The organism is Nocardia glycosmidis, assembly GCF_052545115.1.
Genome location: NZ_JBQWRH010000019.1, coordinates 99,174 through 116,084, shown reverse-complemented (window position 1 = coordinate 116,084; position 16,911 = coordinate 99,174). Strand labels below are relative to the sequence as shown.

16 protein-coding genes are annotated in these 16,911 nt (G+C 66.3%); 15 read left to right on the top strand and 1 reads right to left on the bottom strand.

Translation table 11 applies throughout. The annotated features are described in order from the left end of the window. Window positions 1-152: 152 nt before the first annotated feature. The 12 genes from ACT86A_RS22525 to ACT86A_RS22470 all read left to right on the top strand — a co-directional run bounded on the left by ACT86A_RS22525 (window position 153) and on the right by ACT86A_RS22470 (window position 11,839). Window positions 153-2,246 carry an acetate--CoA ligase family protein gene (locus ACT86A_RS22525; protein ID WP_445094177.1) on the top strand — a complete coding sequence of 698 codons (2,094 nt, stop codon included), beginning with the start codon at window positions 153-155 and terminating at the stop codon, window positions 2,244-2,246. After that, entirely contained in the window at window positions 2,243-3,028 is a 786-nt protein-coding gene (locus ACT86A_RS22520; protein ID WP_445094176.1) for a citryl-CoA lyase, read from the top strand. The genes ACT86A_RS22525 and ACT86A_RS22520 overlap by 4 nt, the downstream gene beginning before the upstream one ends. Before the next feature lie 87 nt (window positions 3,029-3,115). Next, window positions 3,116-4,411 carry a Rieske 2Fe-2S domain-containing protein gene (locus ACT86A_RS22515; RefSeq protein WP_445094175.1) on the top strand — a complete coding sequence of 432 codons (1,296 nt, stop codon included), beginning with the start codon at window positions 3,116-3,118 and terminating at the stop codon, window positions 4,409-4,411. Next, window positions 4,408-5,580 carry a Gfo/Idh/MocA family oxidoreductase gene (locus ACT86A_RS22510; protein WP_445094174.1) on the top strand — a complete coding sequence of 391 codons (1,173 nt, stop codon included), beginning with the start codon at window positions 4,408-4,410 and terminating at the stop codon, window positions 5,578-5,580. Before ACT86A_RS22515 ends, ACT86A_RS22510 begins: the two co-directional genes overlap by 4 nt. Continuing rightward, the gene (locus ACT86A_RS22505) at window positions 5,577-6,542 is read left to right on the top strand and encodes a PDR/VanB family oxidoreductase (protein ID WP_445094173.1); all 966 of its coding nucleotides are present in this window, start codon (window positions 5,577-5,579) and stop codon (window positions 6,540-6,542) included. Before ACT86A_RS22510 ends, ACT86A_RS22505 begins: the two co-directional genes overlap by 4 nt. Window positions 6,543-6,566: 24 nt before the next feature. After that, entirely contained in the window at window positions 6,567-7,562 is a 996-nt protein-coding gene (locus ACT86A_RS22500; RefSeq protein ID WP_445094172.1) for a DODA-type extradiol aromatic ring-opening family dioxygenase, read from the top strand. A gap of 26 nt (window positions 7,563-7,588) precedes the next feature. Beyond that, the gene (locus ACT86A_RS22495) at window positions 7,589-8,683 is read left to right on the top strand and encodes an amidohydrolase family protein (RefSeq protein WP_445094171.1); all 1,095 of its coding nucleotides are present in this window, start codon (window positions 7,589-7,591) and stop codon (window positions 8,681-8,683) included. Beyond that, window positions 8,676-9,314 carry an RraA family protein gene (locus tag ACT86A_RS22490; RefSeq protein WP_445094170.1) on the top strand — a complete coding sequence of 213 codons (639 nt, stop codon included), beginning with the start codon at window positions 8,676-8,678 and terminating at the stop codon, window positions 9,312-9,314. Before ACT86A_RS22495 ends, ACT86A_RS22490 begins: the two co-directional genes overlap by 8 nt. Then, window positions 9,311-9,709, top strand: coding sequence for a RidA family protein (locus ACT86A_RS22485; protein WP_445094169.1), 399 nt, complete (start codon window positions 9,311-9,313; stop codon window positions 9,707-9,709). Before ACT86A_RS22490 ends, ACT86A_RS22485 begins: the two co-directional genes overlap by 4 nt. Continuing rightward, complete coding sequence (locus ACT86A_RS22480) at window positions 9,702-10,370, top strand: RraA family protein (RefSeq protein ID WP_445094168.1); 669 nt, start codon at window positions 9,702-9,704, stop codon at window positions 10,368-10,370. The genes ACT86A_RS22485 and ACT86A_RS22480 overlap by 8 nt, the downstream gene beginning before the upstream one ends. Then, window positions 10,367-11,032: an RraA family protein gene (locus ACT86A_RS22475; protein WP_445094167.1), complete on the top strand. Its 666-nt coding sequence runs from the start codon at window positions 10,367-10,369 to the stop codon at window positions 11,030-11,032. The genes ACT86A_RS22480 and ACT86A_RS22475 overlap by 4 nt, the downstream gene beginning before the upstream one ends. An 18-nt stretch (window positions 11,033-11,050) precedes the next feature. Continuing rightward, window positions 11,051-11,839: an IclR family transcriptional regulator gene (locus ACT86A_RS22470; protein ID WP_445094166.1), complete on the top strand. Its 789-nt coding sequence runs from the start codon at window positions 11,051-11,053 to the stop codon at window positions 11,837-11,839. 93 nt (window positions 11,840-11,932) lie between these two features. On the opposite strand, the gene ACT86A_RS22465 is transcribed toward ACT86A_RS22470, so the two are convergent. Continuing rightward, a complete protein-coding gene (locus ACT86A_RS22465) occupies window positions 11,933-12,979 on the bottom strand; it encodes a CaiB/BaiF CoA transferase family protein (RefSeq protein WP_445094165.1) in 1,047 nt (348 codons plus the stop codon). 336 nt (window positions 12,980-13,315) lie between these two features. On the opposite strand from ACT86A_RS22465, the gene ACT86A_RS22460 reads away from it, so the two are divergent. The 3 genes from ACT86A_RS22460 (at window position 13,316) to ACT86A_RS22450 (ending at window position 16,804) form a co-directional block, all read left to right on the top strand. Then, entirely contained in the window at window positions 13,316-14,425 is a 1,110-nt protein-coding gene (locus ACT86A_RS22460; RefSeq protein ID WP_445094164.1) for an NAD(P)-dependent alcohol dehydrogenase, read from the top strand. Window positions 14,426-14,456: 31 nt separating this feature from the next. After that, complete coding sequence (locus tag ACT86A_RS22455) at window positions 14,457-15,875, top strand: aldehyde dehydrogenase family protein (RefSeq protein WP_445094163.1); 1,419 nt, start codon at window positions 14,457-14,459, stop codon at window positions 15,873-15,875. Between the two features lie 128 nt (window positions 15,876-16,003). After that, window positions 16,004-16,804, top strand: a complete 801-nt coding sequence (locus ACT86A_RS22450) for an IclR family transcriptional regulator (RefSeq protein ID WP_445094162.1) — start codon at window positions 16,004-16,006, stop codon at window positions 16,802-16,804. The last annotated feature ends 107 nt before the right edge of the window (window positions 16,805-16,911 follow it).

Genomic DNA, 16,911 nt, shown 5'->3' with positions numbered 1-16,911 from the left:
GCAATTGGCCGTCGATGACCCGACGGCCGGCGCCCTGCTCGCGCGTGACTCGGAGGCCGCCGTACGGGCCGCGCTGCCAGCGGTTGACAGAAAAACAGTATTTCGTAGAATTATACGAAATATCGTGCATGGCACGTGATGGAGGAGTGAGCGTGACGGTCGATCTGAAGGCACTGGTGGACCCCGGGAGCATTGCGATCATCGGAGCCTCCGACCGCCCCGGCAGCCTGGGGGCTCGAAGCGTGGAGAACGTCCTGGTCCACTCGAAGTTCGACGGCAACGCCCACCTGATCAGCAAGTCGAAGCCGGAGATCGCCGGTCGGACCACGTTCGGCTCGATCGCGGACGTCCCCGGAGAGATCGATGTCGCGATGCTCGTTGTGCCGGCTGCGGCCACCCTCGGCGTCCTGCGCGAGTGTGCCGAGGCAGGTGTCAAGTTCGCGATCGTGTTCACCTCCGGCTTCGGCGAGATGGGGGCCGCGGGAAAGGCCGCCGAACGCGAGATGCTCGCCATCGGCCGTGGCAGCGGTATGCGGATCTACGGGCCGAACTCGCCCGGGCTGTGCAATCTGAACAAGCCCCTGGGCATGATGTTCTCCCCGTCCTTCCAGGTCGACCAACATCCCGGGGCCATCGGGCTCGCGACACAGGGCGGCGGAATCGGCCGCTGCTTCCTGCAGGGCATGGAACGTGGCGTCGGTGTCGGACTGTGGGCCTCCACGGGTAACGAGGTCGATCTGACCGTCGCGGACTTCATCCGGTACATGGCGGACGCCGACGACCTCACGACGATCGCGACCGCGATGGAGGGGATCAAGAACGGGCCGGACTTCATGGACGCGGTGATGTACGCGGCCGAGCGGAACAAGCCCGTCATCGCACTCAAGGTCGGGCGAAGCGAGTACGGTGCACGCGCGGTCGCGTCGCACACGGGCTCCTTGTCGGGCGCGGTCGAGGTCAACCGGGCAGCGCTGAAGCAGGCCGGGGTCGTCGAAGTCGACGACATCGACCAGCTGATCGACACCGCCTCGCTCTTCGCTCGCCGAAGGCCGACCGGCACCGGATCGGTGGCGGTGTACGGCTTCTCCGGCGGTGGCTGCGCCATGACCGCGGACGCCGTTGGCGCCGCCGGTCTGGATCTGGCCGTCTTCGGCGAGCAGACCCTGGCGGCGCTGGGTGACGCGCTGCCCGAGTACGCGGCGATCAATAATCCGGTCGACGCCACCTCCGACATTCTCACCCGGCCCGAGATCGGCGCGGCGAGCCTGCTCGCGACCGCCGAGGACTCGAACGTCGGCGTGGTCGTGTACCCGTTCCCGTGTGATTACGACCAGCTCACCGGCGGTATCGCGGCAGCAATCGTCGAGACGCAACAGCAGACGCGAACTCCGATCGTCCCGATCTGGATGAGTGATCGGCTGGGCGCCGGATTTCGCGAACTGGTCGCTGGCGGGATGACCCCGATCGGCAGCATCGAGCGAGGAGTCGCGGCGGTGCGGCGCTGGGCGGACTGGCCCGGTTCACGTCCGGCCGAGGGGTGGCGCCCGATCGGACCGGGCCCCCGCAAGCACGCCCGCACCTCGACCGAGGTGCGGGGTAAGGAACTTCTTGCCGCACACGGCATCACGGTTCCCAGGGGACAGCTGGCCCGTACGCCCGAGGAAGCCGCCGATATCGCGCGTGACCTCGGCGGATCCGTGGTCCTCAAGGTGGTCAGCGCTCAGATCACACACAAGTCGGACGTCGGCGGCGTTGTCGTCGGGCTGACCGAGGACACAGTCGCGCAGGGCTACAAGTCGATCATCACCGCGGTCGCCGAAGCCGCGCCGTCCGCGGTCGTCGAAGGCGTCCTCGTGGAGGCGGCCGCCGACGACGGTGTGGACGTCCTGATCGGTGTCACGCAGGACCCCACCTTCGGCCCGGTCCTGACCTTCGGGCTCGGCGGGATCTACGTGGAGCTGTTCGCCGACGTCTCCAGACGCCTGCTTCCGCTGACCCGCGAGTCGGCGTTGCGGATGGTCGGCGAAACCAGATGCTCGGCGATCCTCGACGGTCTGCGCGGCGGAGCCCGCTCCGACGTGGAGGCGCTCGTCGACCTGCTGATCGCGATCTCCGACCTGGTCGTCGCGGATCACGATATTCAGGAGCTCGAAATGAACCCGGTGCGAGTCCATCCGGACGGACAGGGCGTCACCGTCCTGGACGTGGTGCTGGTCCGTGGAGAGGGCGAGGAGGTCGCCGCATGATTTCCACCGAGATCGGGACCACGACGGTCGACCGCATCACAGTACGCGGACACGATCTGGCCCATGAGCTGATCGGACAGATCGACTTCGTCGACATGATCCTTCTCGTCACGCTCGGGCGGATGCCGGTCGGCAACGAGAAGGAAATGATCAACACCATTCTCGTGACCGTCACCGACCATGGGCTCACGCCCAGCGCGACCGCCGCCCGGCTGACGTACATGGGAGCGCCCGAGGCGCCCCAAGCCGCGGTCGCGGCCGGGCTGCTGGGCGCAGGGAGCGTATTCCTCGGCGCCATGCAGAACGCGGCCGAGATGCTGCAGGACGCGGCCGGAGGATTGACCGACGAGTCCAGCGAGGAGCAGATCGCACAGGCCGCGCTGGCCTTCGCCCGCAAGCGGCGGGAGCAGCGACGTCCGATGTACGGGCTCGGCCACAACATCCACGTCCATGGGGATCCCCGCATCCCCGCACTGCGGGCCGTCAGTGAACGCAATGGGTTTTTCGGCCTCTGGTGGCGGCTGCTGCTCGCTCTCGAGGCGGCAACCGACTCCGTCTACCGCAGGCGGCTGGTCGTGAACACGGCGGGCGCGGTCGGCGCGATGGTCCTGAGCATGGATCTGCCCACCCATATGGCCCGGGGACTCGCCCTGATCGGCCGCTGCGCCGGGCTGCTGGGCCACATCCTCGAGGAACAGGAGCATCCGACCGGGCAGGAGCTCTGGGACCTGATCCTTCGACAGGATCCCCGAAACGAAGTCCCAGGGAAGTTCGGCGCCTGAGTAGGCAACGGCACTGGTCAGGAGGCAAGGAAGATGCTGCGCGCTTCGGCGAATGAATCATTGTCACGGGTTGGACCGGGCTCCGCGATGGGTGAGCTGTTCCGGCGGTTCTGGCTGCCCGCAGTGACGTCGGCGGAACTGAGCGAGCCGGACAGCCCACCGGTTCGCTTGAAGATCCTCGGTGAGCACCTGGTCGCGTTCCGCGATTCCAGCGGCAAGGTCGGCATCGTCTCCGCGTACTGCTCGCACCGGCTGGCGCCGCTGTTCTTCGGCCGGAACGAGGAATGCGGACTCCGCTGTGCATACCACGGCTGGAAGTTCGACGTGGACGGTAACTGCCTCGAGACGCCCAACGTCGAGGTCGGTGCGCCCGATATCCGCTCCCGCGTCGGCATCACGGCCTACCCCACCGAAGAGCGGGCCGGGGTGGTGTGGATCTACATGGGTCCGGCGGACAAGCGGCCGCCACTGCCGGGGATGGAGTACGCGAACCTGCCCGGTGAACAGGTCTACGCCGCGCGCTGGCTGCAGCGCACGAACTGGTCGCAGGGGCTGGAGGGCGAGATCGATTCGTCGCACATCAGCTGGCTGCACCGCGACTTCGACCGCGGGAACTCGCGGCAGAAGGCCGCCGGATCCCAGATGTCCGCCGACGCGGCTCCCTACATCGAACTCCGGGAGACCGAATACGGTTTGGTGTACGGCGCCCGGCGATCCCTGGACGACGGCACGTACCAGTGGCGGGTCACACAATTCATCGCCCCGATGTTCAGCCTCATTCCGCGGGCGCCCGGCGAGTTCACCCAGGGTGGCGGTCGCGCATGGGTTCCGATCGACGACAACCTGACCACGGTGTTCACCTTCGGCTACCACGTCGACGGGCCCATTCCCGAGAGCGAGCATCGGGACTACTACGGCAGCGGCGCCCTCTTCCCGCCACGGATGAGCAAGGGCGCCTTCGTCTGCTCCGACGACTACATCATCGACACCTTCGTGCCGCTGGCCACGAAGGAGAACGACTACCTCGTCGACCGCGAGATGCAGCGAACCCAGAACTTCACCGGGATCTGGGGCGTCCACGACCAGGACCGCGCGCTCGCCGAGAACTCGAGGGCGCTGGCCGGCAACACCGGCATCGCCGACCGCACGCACGAGCACCTCGTCAGCTCGGATCGCGCGGTCGTCGCGGCGCGTAGGTTTCTGCTCAACATGGCGGACAAGCTCGCGGGGGGCGAGGAGCCCGAAATCATACGCCGCGGAGACGAACTCTTCCGCGTCCGGGCCATCAGCAGGGTGACCCCGATCGACAATTTCGACGAGTTCGTGGACGCCTTCGGTGGCGAACTGACCCCCGGCCTTGCCGGGGCGCATGTCGGCCCATGAGCCGGCCGATCGGAATCGCGGTCGTCGGCCTGGGGTTGGCCGGCGGCGCGATGGTCCCTGTGATCAAGGCCCACCCGGGCTTCCGGTTGGTCGCGGCCGTCGACCCAGTGGCGGAGCTGCGCTCGTCCTTCGAGACCAATGAGGCGCTACCGGCCGTCGCCGACATCGCCGACCTGCGGAAGCTATCCGATGTCGAGGCCGTCTACATTGCCTCTCCGCACCGATTTCATCGCGACCAGACCGTTGCCGCTGCCGCGACGGGCCGGCACGTGATCGTCGAGAAGCCGATGGCGCTGACGCTCGCCGATTGCGATGACATGATTCGCGCGGCGACATCCGCGGGCGTGACCCTGGTGGTCGGGCACACCCACGGCTTCGACCCGGCGATCTCGTGGATCGCTGACGCCGTGAGATCCCGACGATACGGCGCGCTGGGGATGATCTGCTGCTGGACGTTCACCGACTTTCTCTATCGGCCGCGCCTGGCCGCAGAACTGGACGAACAGCGCGGCGGCGGAATCTGGTTCAACCAGGTCCCGCACCAGGTGGACTGCCTGCGCACGATCGTCGATGCCCCCGTGCGGTCGGTGCGTGCCATCGCGAGCCGGCTCGATCCCGGGCGGGGCGCCGCAGGCTCCTGCGCGGCGCTCATCGAGTTCGACGGCGGTATCGCCGGATCACTCGTATACAGCGGCTACGACCATTTCGACACCGACGAGTTGTACGGCTGGGTAGGCGAGGGCGGCAGCGCCAAGGCCGCGTCGCACGGCGGCGCACGGCGCAGGTTGGCTGCGCTGTCGACAGCGCAGGAACAGTCGGCCAGACGGAGCCAGTACGCCTACGGGCACCGCCGGGTGCAGCAGCCGGCTCGGCACCCGCACTTCGGTGAGCTCGTGGTCACCTGCGCCGAAGCCGACCTGCGGCCGGTGTCGGAGGGCGTCGCGGTCTACGGCGCCGACGGCGCGCACCTGGTACGCGTACCGCTGGGCGTGTGGGCAGGGCGCGGGCACGTCCTCGACGAACTCTTCGGCGCCGTGCGGCAGGGCCGGTGGCCCATTCATGACGGTGCTTTCGCGAAGGAGACCGTACGGGTATCCACGGCACTGCTTCGATCGGCCCGTGAGGGCGGTGAAGTGACTATGGACGAAAGTGAGAGTGGACGGAGATGACTGCCGCGAGGAACACTCGAAGACTACGAGTCGAGGCTGTCCGTTTCGAAGCCGACGACATACTGTCCTACGAATTGGTCGATCCCGATCGAGGCGAGCTCCTGCCGTTCGACGCGGGCTCCCATGTGGATCTCGCGTTGCCGAACGGGCTGGTGCGCAGCTACTCCCTGGCCGGTTCCCCATTGGACCATCGGCGCTACATCCTTGGCGTCCACCGCACCTCAGGCAGCCGGGGCGGGTCGTCGTGGATCCACGACAACCTCCGGCCAGGCATGCTGGTCGAGGTTTCCGAGCCGTCGAACAACTTCGAGCTGGACGAGTCCGCGGAGACCTCGATTCTCGTCGCCGGCGGCATCGGAATCACGCCGATGCTGGCCATGGCGCACCGGCTGGAAGAACTGCAGCGCAAGTGGCATCTCTACTACGCGGTCCGCGAGCGCTCGCTGATCGCGTTCGGTCGGGAGTTGGAGCGCCTGGCCAGCGGGAGCTGTGGTGAGATCACGCTCCACGTCGACCCCGAGGACGGCGGGGTTCTGGACATCGACGCGATCGTTCACAGCGCGGGGCCCGGTACACATGTCTACTGCTGTGGACCGGCGCCGATGCTCGCCGCGTTCGAGACCGCCACGTCCCACCTCGACGCGAAGTCGGTGCATGTCGAGTACTTCACCAGCGCCGTCGAGGCGGACACGACTGGTGGATTCGAGATCGTTCTGAGCCGATCCGACCTCGTTCTGGAGGTGCGGCCCGGGAAAACGATCCTGGAAACAATGCAGGACGCGGGGGTCGAGGTCCCCTTCTCGTGCACCGAGGGAATTTGCGGCACCTGCGAGACCGGCGTGCTCGAGGGGATCCCGGATCACCGTGATCTCGTCCTGACCGAATCCGAGAAGGCAGCGAACGACGTCATCTTCGTCTGCTGCTCCGGCAGCAAGTCGCCGCGTTTGGTACTCGACGCTTGATCAACCCAGGAGATGGAGTAAGCCATGGCCGAGATCGTGCTCGGAATCGGCACGTCGCACAGCCCACTGCTGGCGATAGATGCAGCGATGTGGGCGGAACGAGCGCAAGACGACTTGCACAAGACCGAGCTCCATCTGCGGGACGGGCGGGTCATCACCTATAACGAGCTGCTGACCGAGTCCGGTGGCCGGTACGCCGCCGAGGCGCGGCCCGGAAATTTCGAGAAGCAGGCACAGCAGGCCCAGGAGTCGCTCGACCGGCTCGCCGCGGCCGTCACGGAGGCTGACCTGGACGCCCTGATCGTCATCGGTGACGACCAGGAGGAACTCTTCAGCAAGGCCCATATGCCGGCCATCGCGGTGTTCAACGGCCCGGAGGTTGTGACGCATCCGAAGAACGAGGTCAACTCGAACCTGCCCGGCTGGTACCGCCAGGCGAACCACGGCTACCTGATGGACGCCGTGCACACGTACCCCGTGCGGCAGGATGTCGCCGACGCGGTGATCGGTGGGCTGATCGAGCAGGGCGTGGACGTCGCGGTCGCCTCCGAGGTACTCGATCCGCACCGGGCGGGGTTCGGCCATGCCTACGGATTCGTCATCGACCGGCTCGTGCGAGACGTCGCGGTACCGCTCGTGCCGGTCATGCTGAACACCTACTTCCCGCCCAACGTTCCGCGCCCGTCGCGCTGTTACGACATCGGTCTGCAGATCAAGCGGGCGGTCGAGGCCATGCCGGCGCAACTGCGTGTCGGTGTCGTCGCTTCCGGCGGTCTCACCCACTTCGTCGTCGACGAGGGGCTGGATCGCGCGATTGTCGACGGCCTGCGGGACAAGGACGAGCAGGCGTTGCGCACCGTGCCGCACTACTCCCTGACCTCGGGTAACTCCGAGATCCTCAACTGGATCATGACCGGCGCCGCCGTCAACCACCTCACCCTCGTCCAGGACGACTACATCCCGGTTCGCCGCACACCGGCCGGTACCGGAATCGGTCTGGCCTTCCTGATCTGGCGATAGCGGAAAGAAGAGAACAGAGATAACCGATGATCATCGATGCCCACGGCCACCTCATCACACCGGCGTCCGTATTCGGGATCCGAACCGTGCTTCAAGCCTCCAACGGTCAGCACTCCAAGCAGTGGTACATCAACCGCTACGTCGACGACGACGAACTCACAGCCTGCGCGGCCAAGGGCGTCAAGCTGATGGACCAGGTCGGTACCGACGTGCAGCTCATCTCGCCCAGGCCGTTCGTGCTCATGCACTCGCACCCCGTTGCCGAGGACGTCGCACTGTGGATCGGACTCCAGAACGACCTCATCCACCGGGCCGTGTCCCAGCACCCCACGCGGCTGCGTGGTGTCGCCGGGCTCCCGCAGGTCAGCGGAGAGCCGATCGAGATCGTGTTCGACGAACTCGAACGAGCCGTGGGTGAGCTGGGTTTCGTCGGAGTCCTGCTCAATCCGGACCCGGACGAGGGAGGCGGACGGTCCCCACGCCTTTCCGACCCCTACTGGTACCCGCTGTGGGACAAGCTGGTGGAGCTGAAGGTTCCGGCGCACATCCACAGCGCTGGTTGCCGGGGCCGGGAAACCTACGACGAGCATTTCTCCAGCGAGGAGAGCCTCGCGGTGACCTCGCTCGTGCATTCGGAGGTATTCGATCGTTTTCCCGATCTGAAGGTAATGGTCAGCCACGGTGGCGGTGCGATTCCGTACCAGATCGGCCGATGGCGTGCGCACTGGTGGCTCGACCTCGCCACGAAGAAGAAGCACATCAAGGAGTACTTCGTCGAGCTGGAGAAGGCGGGGACGGCCGGCCTGCCGCTGCCCGACGCGCCGGCTGATCTGACTTCTTTCGACGATGCGTTGCGTCAGCTGTACTTCGACACCGACGTTCACGCTGCGGAGTCGCTCGAGCTCCTGTTCAAGACGGTCGGGACCGATCGAACCCTGTTCGGCACCGAGCGGCCGGGCAGTGGGGGAGCGATCGATCCCCGAACGGGCCGATCGTTCGAGGACTTCAAGTACACGATCGATCGCATCGATTTCCTTACCGACAAGGACCGCGAGCACATCTACGAAACCAACGCTCTGGAAGTGTTCCCGCGTCTGAAGGAGGCCCTCGGCGATGCCTGATCCGATTCCGGACGCCCTGCTGAAGGAGGCCGCGCGGTTCCCGTCCGCGACCCTGCACGAGGCGGCGGGCCGGGCTGGGGCATTGCCCGGATACATCGGCCCGGTCCGACCCGGCATGTCGGTCGCGGGGCGGGCTTACCCGGTCTCGGGCCCTGGTGGCGACAACCTCTGGCTGCACCGTGCCATCTACGAATGCGTGCCCGGTGACGTGATCGTGGCAAGCGTCGGGCCGGAGCGTGACTTCGGTTATTGGGGCGAGGTCATGGCGGTCGCGGCGATCGCCCGCGGCATCGCGGGCCTGGTGATCGACGGCTGTGTCCGAGACGCCGTCCAGCTCGAGCAGCGGGGCTTTCCGGTGTTCTCGTCGGGACTGTGCATCCGCGGCACGGTCAAGAATCCGATCGGCTACGGCACCCTCGGCACACCGATCACCGTCGGTGAAGTCACCGTGCGCCGAGGCGACCTCGTCGTCGGCGATGCGGACGGTGTCGTCGTCCTTGCCGAGGACTCGGTTGCGGACGCGGTGGGGGCGAGCGCTCGGCGCGAGGAGAAGGAAACGCACGTCTTCGCGCGCCTCGTGGCCGGCGAACGTTCGCTCGAAATCTACGATATGCCGAGGCTCACGCGGTGACTCGTCGAAGTTTTCAGGTCGCCGGCCTCGACCACGGGACGAACCCGACGCCGGTCGCAAGTCGCGTCGGACCTCTCGTGGCGACCGCGGCGATCCAGGGATGGGACCGTGAGACGAAGCAGCTCCCGGCCGATCTGGGCGAAGAAGTCAGGCTGGCCTTCGAGAACCTTCGCGTTGCGCTCGAAGCCGCGGGGGCCGGACTGGACGATGTAGTCCACGTCAACGTCTTCGCCGCGTCCGGTGCGGTACGCCCCCACCTGAACGATGCGTGGTCCCATCACTTCCCGGACGAGTCATCACGTCCCGCAAGACATTTGGTGCAACTGGAGTTGCCGGCGGGCATGCGCGTACAGCTGGAAGCGACGGCTTACATATCGGAGGACACAGATGAGTAGTACGCCAACGGTGCTCGCACGACTCGAGGGTGTCGACGCGTGCGCGGTCTCCGACGCTCTGGATCTGCTCGGCGCGTCCGGCGTAGCGCTGGGCCTGCAGCGGCTCACCACTCTCGATGTCGTCCGCGGTCGCGTCATCACCGTGAAGCTGGTTCCGGCCCAGCCTGGGCAGAAGTCGGTCCGCCACCTGGGCGCAAGCGCGATCGAGGCGGCCCGGCCCGGCGACGTGATCGTGATCGACCACGGCGGCCGTGCCGATGTCTCTGGCTGGGGTGGCAATCTCTCGCTCGCGGCGGTTGCGGCAGGAGTTCGAGGGGTCATCATCGATGGCGCTTGTCGTGATGTGGACGAGAGTCGTGAGGTGGGCCTGCCCATTTTCGGGCTCAACGGAGTGCCGCTCACCGCGCGGGGACGTGTGGTCGAGGAGGCGTGGAACGTTCCGGTGTCGATCTGCGGCGTCCGCGTCGATCCCGGCGATTTCGTCGTGGCCGACGGCAGCGGCGTGGTGTTCATCGCCGCTGCCGATGCGGATCGGGTTCTCGGGGCAGCCGAACAGATCGTCGGCAAGGAGAAGCAGATGGCGGAGCGAATTCGCAACGGAGACCCCATCTCCGAGGTGATGGGCGCACAGTACGAAACGATGCTGGAGGCACGGGCATGACGATGTCGGTCGAGGACGTCTCGGCGGCGCTCGCGGACCTGAGTTGCACCGATCTGAGTGACGCCATGGACAAGCTGGCGATTCCGGGGCAGTGCCTGGGGATCATGCCACTGGATCGGAGTTTCCGGCTGGTGGGTCAGGCGTGGACGCTGCGATACGGCCCGGTCGGCGAGGATCCCGGAACGGTGGGCGATTACATCGACGACATCGGGCCGGGCAGGGTCGTCGTGCTCGACAACCAGGGTCGGCTCGACGCCACGGTGTGGGGGGATCTTCTCACCATGACGGCCAGTAAGCGCGGCGTCGAGGGAACGGTGATCGACGGGGTCTGTCGTGACGTCGACAGAGCGCTCGAGCTGTCGTATCCGATCTTCTCCCGGGGAAACTGGATGCGGACGGGTAAGGATCGGGTCCAGGTGGAGGCCACCGGCGACCCGGTCACTGTGGGGGGTGTGCGGGTCGAAGCGGGCGACTGGCTCGTCGGCGACGGGGACGGTGTGGTGAGCGTTCCGATGGCCCGGGTGGAGGAGGTCGTCGCCGTGGCGAACAACATCCGTGATGCCGAGGAACGAATCCGCCGAGAGGTGGAGTCCGGGTCGTCGTTGCGGGCTGCCAGGGGGCTGGTCGGCTACCATTCTCTGCAGACGCACGCGTCGGGCTGAGAGTGACGAGGAGAATTGGTGGCGAGAACTACGCAGCGTGTCAGCCCTACCGAGCAACGCCGACCCTCGCCTACCGTTCCCGCTGCGGCACGTGCCATGTCGCTTTTCGAGACCTTCGCCAACGAGCGGCGTGCCATGTCCAAGTCCGAGCTCGCTCGTCTGCTGGATCTACCCGAGAGCAGTACCTCCGATCTGCTCAATACGCTGCTGGAACTCGGTTACGTGACACGGACGGTTGCGACTCGCCGCTTCTATCCGACCGGCCGTCTGTTCACGGTGGCGCGGTCGATCGTCGAGAACGACCAGATCGGCGCGTTCGCGGAGGAGGCCGTCGGGCACCTCGCGGCCCGTACCTCCGAGACGGCGGTCTTCGCCGTCGTCGACGGGGACCGGATCCGGGTGGTGGGCACTGCGCAAGGAAAACATCGACTGCGCTACATGGTGCACGTCGGCGATACCTTCTCGATCCACGGAACCGGGGTGGGCAAAGCGCTCCTCGCGACGATGGAACCCGCGGAGCGAGGCCGGCTCCTGCGCCTGAAGCCATTGGCGAAGCTGACTCCGAACACGTTGACCGATCCCAGGGAGATCGAGGCCGACATCGAGAAGGCGTCGCCGAGAGGCTGGTTCGGCACACGTGACGAGGGAACCGTCGGCGTGAGTTCGATCGCGGTGTGGGGTCGGATGGGCCTGGAGTTCGCTGCGCTGGGCATCATCGGTCCCACCGACCGGATCGTCGGCAGCGAACAAGCATTGATCGACCAGGTGCTGGAGGCCCGAGCCACCGTGTTCGGCTCCGAGGAGTAAACCGTGCTGTTCGCTCGCTGTCGCTCAGGTGCAGCCGGGGAGTAACCGCGTTGATGACACACTGATCGCGCAGGACCTGATGAGCGCGGCGCGTCAGGACTCGGTCCCGTCCAGCCCGGCCAGGCGAACCGGGAAGCGCGCCACGATGGTGCCGCTTCGCTCCTCGAACAGGCCACGCACGCGCGAGTTCTCGGCTGCGGCTACCGTCACCGGTGATTCGACGAGCGCGACCGGGACGTCCCGGTCGCGCAGTCGGCGCAGCACCTCCGCGGTCCCGAGCAGTGCGACCGCGGCGCCGATCATGTCGTTGATCTCGCTGCTCGCCGCAGTCCGCTCCGCGCGCGTCGCGGTCAGCAGGTCGGCGTCGAGACCGAGTTCGTCGGCGAGCGCGCGCCAGAACTTGTCCTCCAGTGCCGCGACGGCGATCCAGTCGCCTTCCGCGGTCTCGAAGGCGCCGTAGGCCGGTTTGGCCAGCGTCAGCGCGCGGCTCTCGTCCACCGTGGCCCTGCCCCGCGCGCGCAGGTTCGGCGCCACCGTGTTCATCCAGTGTGTCAGGCAGTCTGCGATCGACACATCCAGGTGCTGGCCACGGCCAGTCGTCTGGCGCTGAACGTAGGCTGCGAGCGTCGCCGTCACCGCGTACATGGAACTGGCGAGATCACCGATCGGGGCTCCGACGGCATTGGCGGGCACCCGATCGCCGGAGATGGCGAGCAGACCCGATGCCGCGAGGTAGTTCAGGTCGTGGCCCGGTACGTCGGCGTACGGCCCTTCCTGCCCGAAGCCCGAGAGCGACACATAGATGAGGTCCGGCCGGCGGTCTGCGAGTTCGGCGTACCCGAGGCCGAGACGGTCCATGACTCCGGGGCGGAAGCCCTCCACCATCACGTCGGCCGCCTCGATCAGCTCGAGGGCTTTGTTCTTGTCGTCTTCGTTCTTGAGGTCGAGGATGTGCACCGACTTGGCTCCGTTGAGCGCGTGCCAGACGGCCGGCTGGAGGTTGAAGGTGATATCACGCTGCGGCCGCTCGACTTTGGTCACGTCCGCGCCGAGGTCTGCGAGGCAGTGGGTGAAGAAGGGGCCGGGCACCGCCTCGGAGAAGTCGACGACCCTGAGTCCTGCCAGTGGGGGCGTGGTCACATCACATCACTCCTCACCTGTCCACCTGGTCGCAGCCGGTCGGCGAACAGTGCGATATCACGATATGACGCAAAGATACACGAATTTTCGTGCAGGACAAGCCTTGTCTTTGAGTGATTCTCGCCTTGTAATGCTGATGCATTGCATGTCCTTCGATCTCACGGAAAAACTTACTTCTATGACGATTTTTCGTTGTATAGTTCGATATCTCGTGAGTGTGGCGCAGGTCACCCAGGCTGCCGCAATGAGAAATCGACAATATTTCGCGCCGTGTCCGGCGCTCGAATCGGTCAGAGGCCCGGAGTGGGCCGGCCGAGTGACGACAAGGAAGTCTTCATGCCGATCATTCAAGCCGCGGTTGCGGTGACCAAGAACGCCCCGCTCGAAATCCGGGAACTTCGCCTGGACGATCCCCGGCCGGACGAGGTCCTGGTCCGGATGCGGGCAGTGGGTGTGTGCCACACCGATGCCACGGTGCTCGAAAGCCCGGAGTTCCCGCCCCCCTTCCCTGCGGTTCTCGGCCACGAGGGTGCCGGCGTCGTCGAAGCCGTCGGAGCGGACGTCGACCACGTAAAGCCTGGTGACAAGGTTGTTCTCTCCTTCGGCTCCTGCGGCCGGTGCCGCAAGTGCGTGCAACGCCACCCCGCCTACTGCGACGACTTCAATTCGTACAACTTCTTCGGCGTCCGTCTCGATGGTTCACCCACCCTGTTCGACGGCGACGAGCCGCTCAGCGGGCACTTCTTCGCTCAGTCGTCGTTCGCCACCCATGCGCTCGGTCACCGAAGCAACGTGGTGAAGCTGGATGAGGACGTGGACCTCGACATCGCGGGCCCGCTCGGCTGCGGACTGCTCACCGGGGCGAGCAGCGTGCGCAATATTCTGAAGCCCGACGAGGGTGACTCCTTTGTCGTCTACGGCGCCGGCGGGGTGGGATACGGGGCCCTCATGATGGCCAAGGTGATGGGCTGCGACCCGATCATCGCAGTGGACATCAATGATCAACGGCTCGAACTGGCCGAGGAGCTCGGCGCCACCCACACCATCAACGGTAAGGACGCGGAGCTGGCAGATCGGATCCGCGAAATCACCGAAGCGAACCAGGGTGTCGACTGTGCGATCGACACCACCGGGCTCAGCACGATATGCAAAGTCGGCGTCGAAACCCTGCGCCGCGGCGGCCGTCTCGGTCTAATCGCCTCCCACCGGCAGGACGGGGTGGGCCTCGACGTCGCGGCGATCCCATTGGGCGCGTACGTCTATGGCGCGGTGATGGGTGATGCGATCCCGGGCGAAATGGTGCCCTTGCTCGTCGATCTGCACAAGAAGGGGCAATTCCCCGTCGACCGGCTCATCGAATTCTACGACCTGGAAGACATCAACCAGGCGTTCGCCGACTCCGCCGCTGGTTCCACCATCAAGCCCGTCATCCGCTTCCCGCGCTGATCCGCATCCCGTCACCGGAAAGACCGAAACGATGATCCGCCCCAGCTTCACCCAGACAATCAACGGCAAGCCTGCTGACAACACCGCATTCTTCGACGTGATCAACCCGGCCACGGAGGATGTGGCAGGCCGGGCTCCCGAGTGCACGGACGCCCAGATCGAAGAGGCCATGGCGGCCGCCGTCGCCGCCCACCGGGGGACATGGCTCCGGGACCGGGCTCGAGTCGGGGAAGCGCTCGGCACAGCCGCGCGGATCCTCTCGGCCAATGTGGAGGACCTCGCCGGAATTCTTGTGGCCGAGCAGGGCAAGCCTTTCGGAGATGCGGTCGGTGAGGTGCTGGCCTCGGCCGCTTTCGTCCAGTTCTATGCCGGGTTCGAACCGGCGCAGGTCCAGCTGGGCGACGGTACGACGACGAGGGGGCGGGTGAGCGCGCAGCCCATCGGCCCGACCCTGGGGATCACCGCCTGGAACATCCCATTGCTGCTGGCTTTCGCGAAGATCGCTCCGGCCATCGCGGCCGGCAACCCGATCATCGTCAAGCCCTCGCCGTACACCCCGCTATCCACGCTGCGCGTCGGTGAACTGCTGCGGGAGGTGTTCCCTCCGGGCGTCCTGCAGATACTGACCGGCACCGACGCCCTGGGGCCCAAGCTCACCACTCGCCCCGAGATCCGCAAGATCAGCATGACCGGATCGATCGCGACCGGGGCGAAGGTCTATGCGGCCGGTGCGAAAGACTTCAAGAGGATCACGCTGGAACTCGGCGGCAACGACGCCGCGATTCTGCTGGACGACTTCGACACAGCGGCGATGAGTGAGCGACTGTTCACAGCCACGTTCGACAACGCCGGGCAGTTGTGTATCTGCGCGAAGCGGATCTTCGTCCCGCAAGGCAGGGTGGACGAGATCGCCGCGAGTTTCGCCGAGCTGGCGGCGAAAGTGGAGTTGGGGCCGGGTGCCCAGGCGAACGTCACCATGGGTCCGCTCCAGAACAAGGCGCAGTACGACAAGGTCACCGGACTCATCGAGGACGCCGTCGCACAGGGCGCCACCATCGTCAGCGGTGGCAGGCGGCTGCCCGGCCCAGGCTATTTCATCGAGCCGACCATCCTGAAGGGCTGCGCGCCCGGCATGCGCGTGGTGGACGAGGAGCAGTTCGGCCCGGTCATGCCGTTGATCGCCTACCGCGATCTGGACGAGGCCCTGGCGCAGGCCAACGGGACCGAATTCGGTCTGGGCGGCTCCGTCTGGGGAGCCGATGTGCCGCGCGCCGAGTGGGTCGCCGCTCGCATGTACTCCGGCATGGTCTGGGTCAATTGCCACGGGGCCGGGCAGTACCCCAACCAGCCGTTCGTGGGTGTGAAGTCCTCCGGACTCGGGGCCGAACTCGGTTCGTGGGGGTACAGCGGGGCGAGTGACCTCCGAGTCGACTACACGACTCTCGGCTAGGCGTGGAGCCCGAAGGGATTCGTCGGCGAGATACCCTGGAAAATGCACGACATGGCGTTGCTAGCTACGATATTGCGTGGAATAGCGTCACATGACGAACAGGTGACCGGGAAGGAATTATGGCGAGAGTGGCGTCCAACGGATCCGCGGGCCGGGCCACGCGTGCGGCGCGTGGCGCCACGCCCTCCAGCGGCATTCCGGTCCCGGCGGCCGCACGCACCATGGCGCTGTTCGAGATTTTCGCCAGGGAGCGTCGGGAATTGACGAAATCCGAGGTCGCCAGGCTGCTGGACCTGCCGGAGAGCAGCTCCTCCGATCTGCTCAACACCCTGCGCGACCTCGGCTATGTCAGCCGGACGGTCACGACGCGGCGGTTCTACCCGACCGGCCGGCTGCTGGCGATCGCGAATACGATCGGCGAGCAGGGGCTGTTCACGGCCTTCGGTGTCGAGGCGACGAGTCTGCTGGCCCAGCGGTCGGGTGAAACCGCCGTCTGCGCGGTGATCGACAGTGCGCGGATCAAGGTCGTCGCCGTTTCCGAGGGCAGGCACCGACTGCGGTACGTCATCGACATCGGCGACACCTTCACGATCCATGCAACGGCCATCGGAAAAGCGCTGCTCGGGGCGCTCGAGGACGACGATATGGCCCGCACCTTGCGGCTGCAGGCGCTGAGTCCCCGGACGCCGTACACCAAGGTCGATCCGCGAGAGGTCGAGGAACAGGTGCGGACTCAGCGCGAGCTCGGATGGTACGGCTCGGTCGACGAGGGCACGGTCGGAGTCAGTTCGCTCGCGGTCTCGGGACGGGTGGGCGGTCACGCTGTCGGGTTAGGCATTATCGGCCCCAGTGAGCGGATCGCGGCCGAGATGGACGAACTTCGCGTGGGTCTTCTCGATGTGCACGCGAGCGTGTTCGGCGACGGCTGACACCGAATGATGCGCGGTGCCAAGCACTTGGTTATCTACGAAATACTGTTTAGTATTCCGACATAACGAGGCTTCGGAGTTGGCCGGGTCGGGCAGCTGTCGCCGAT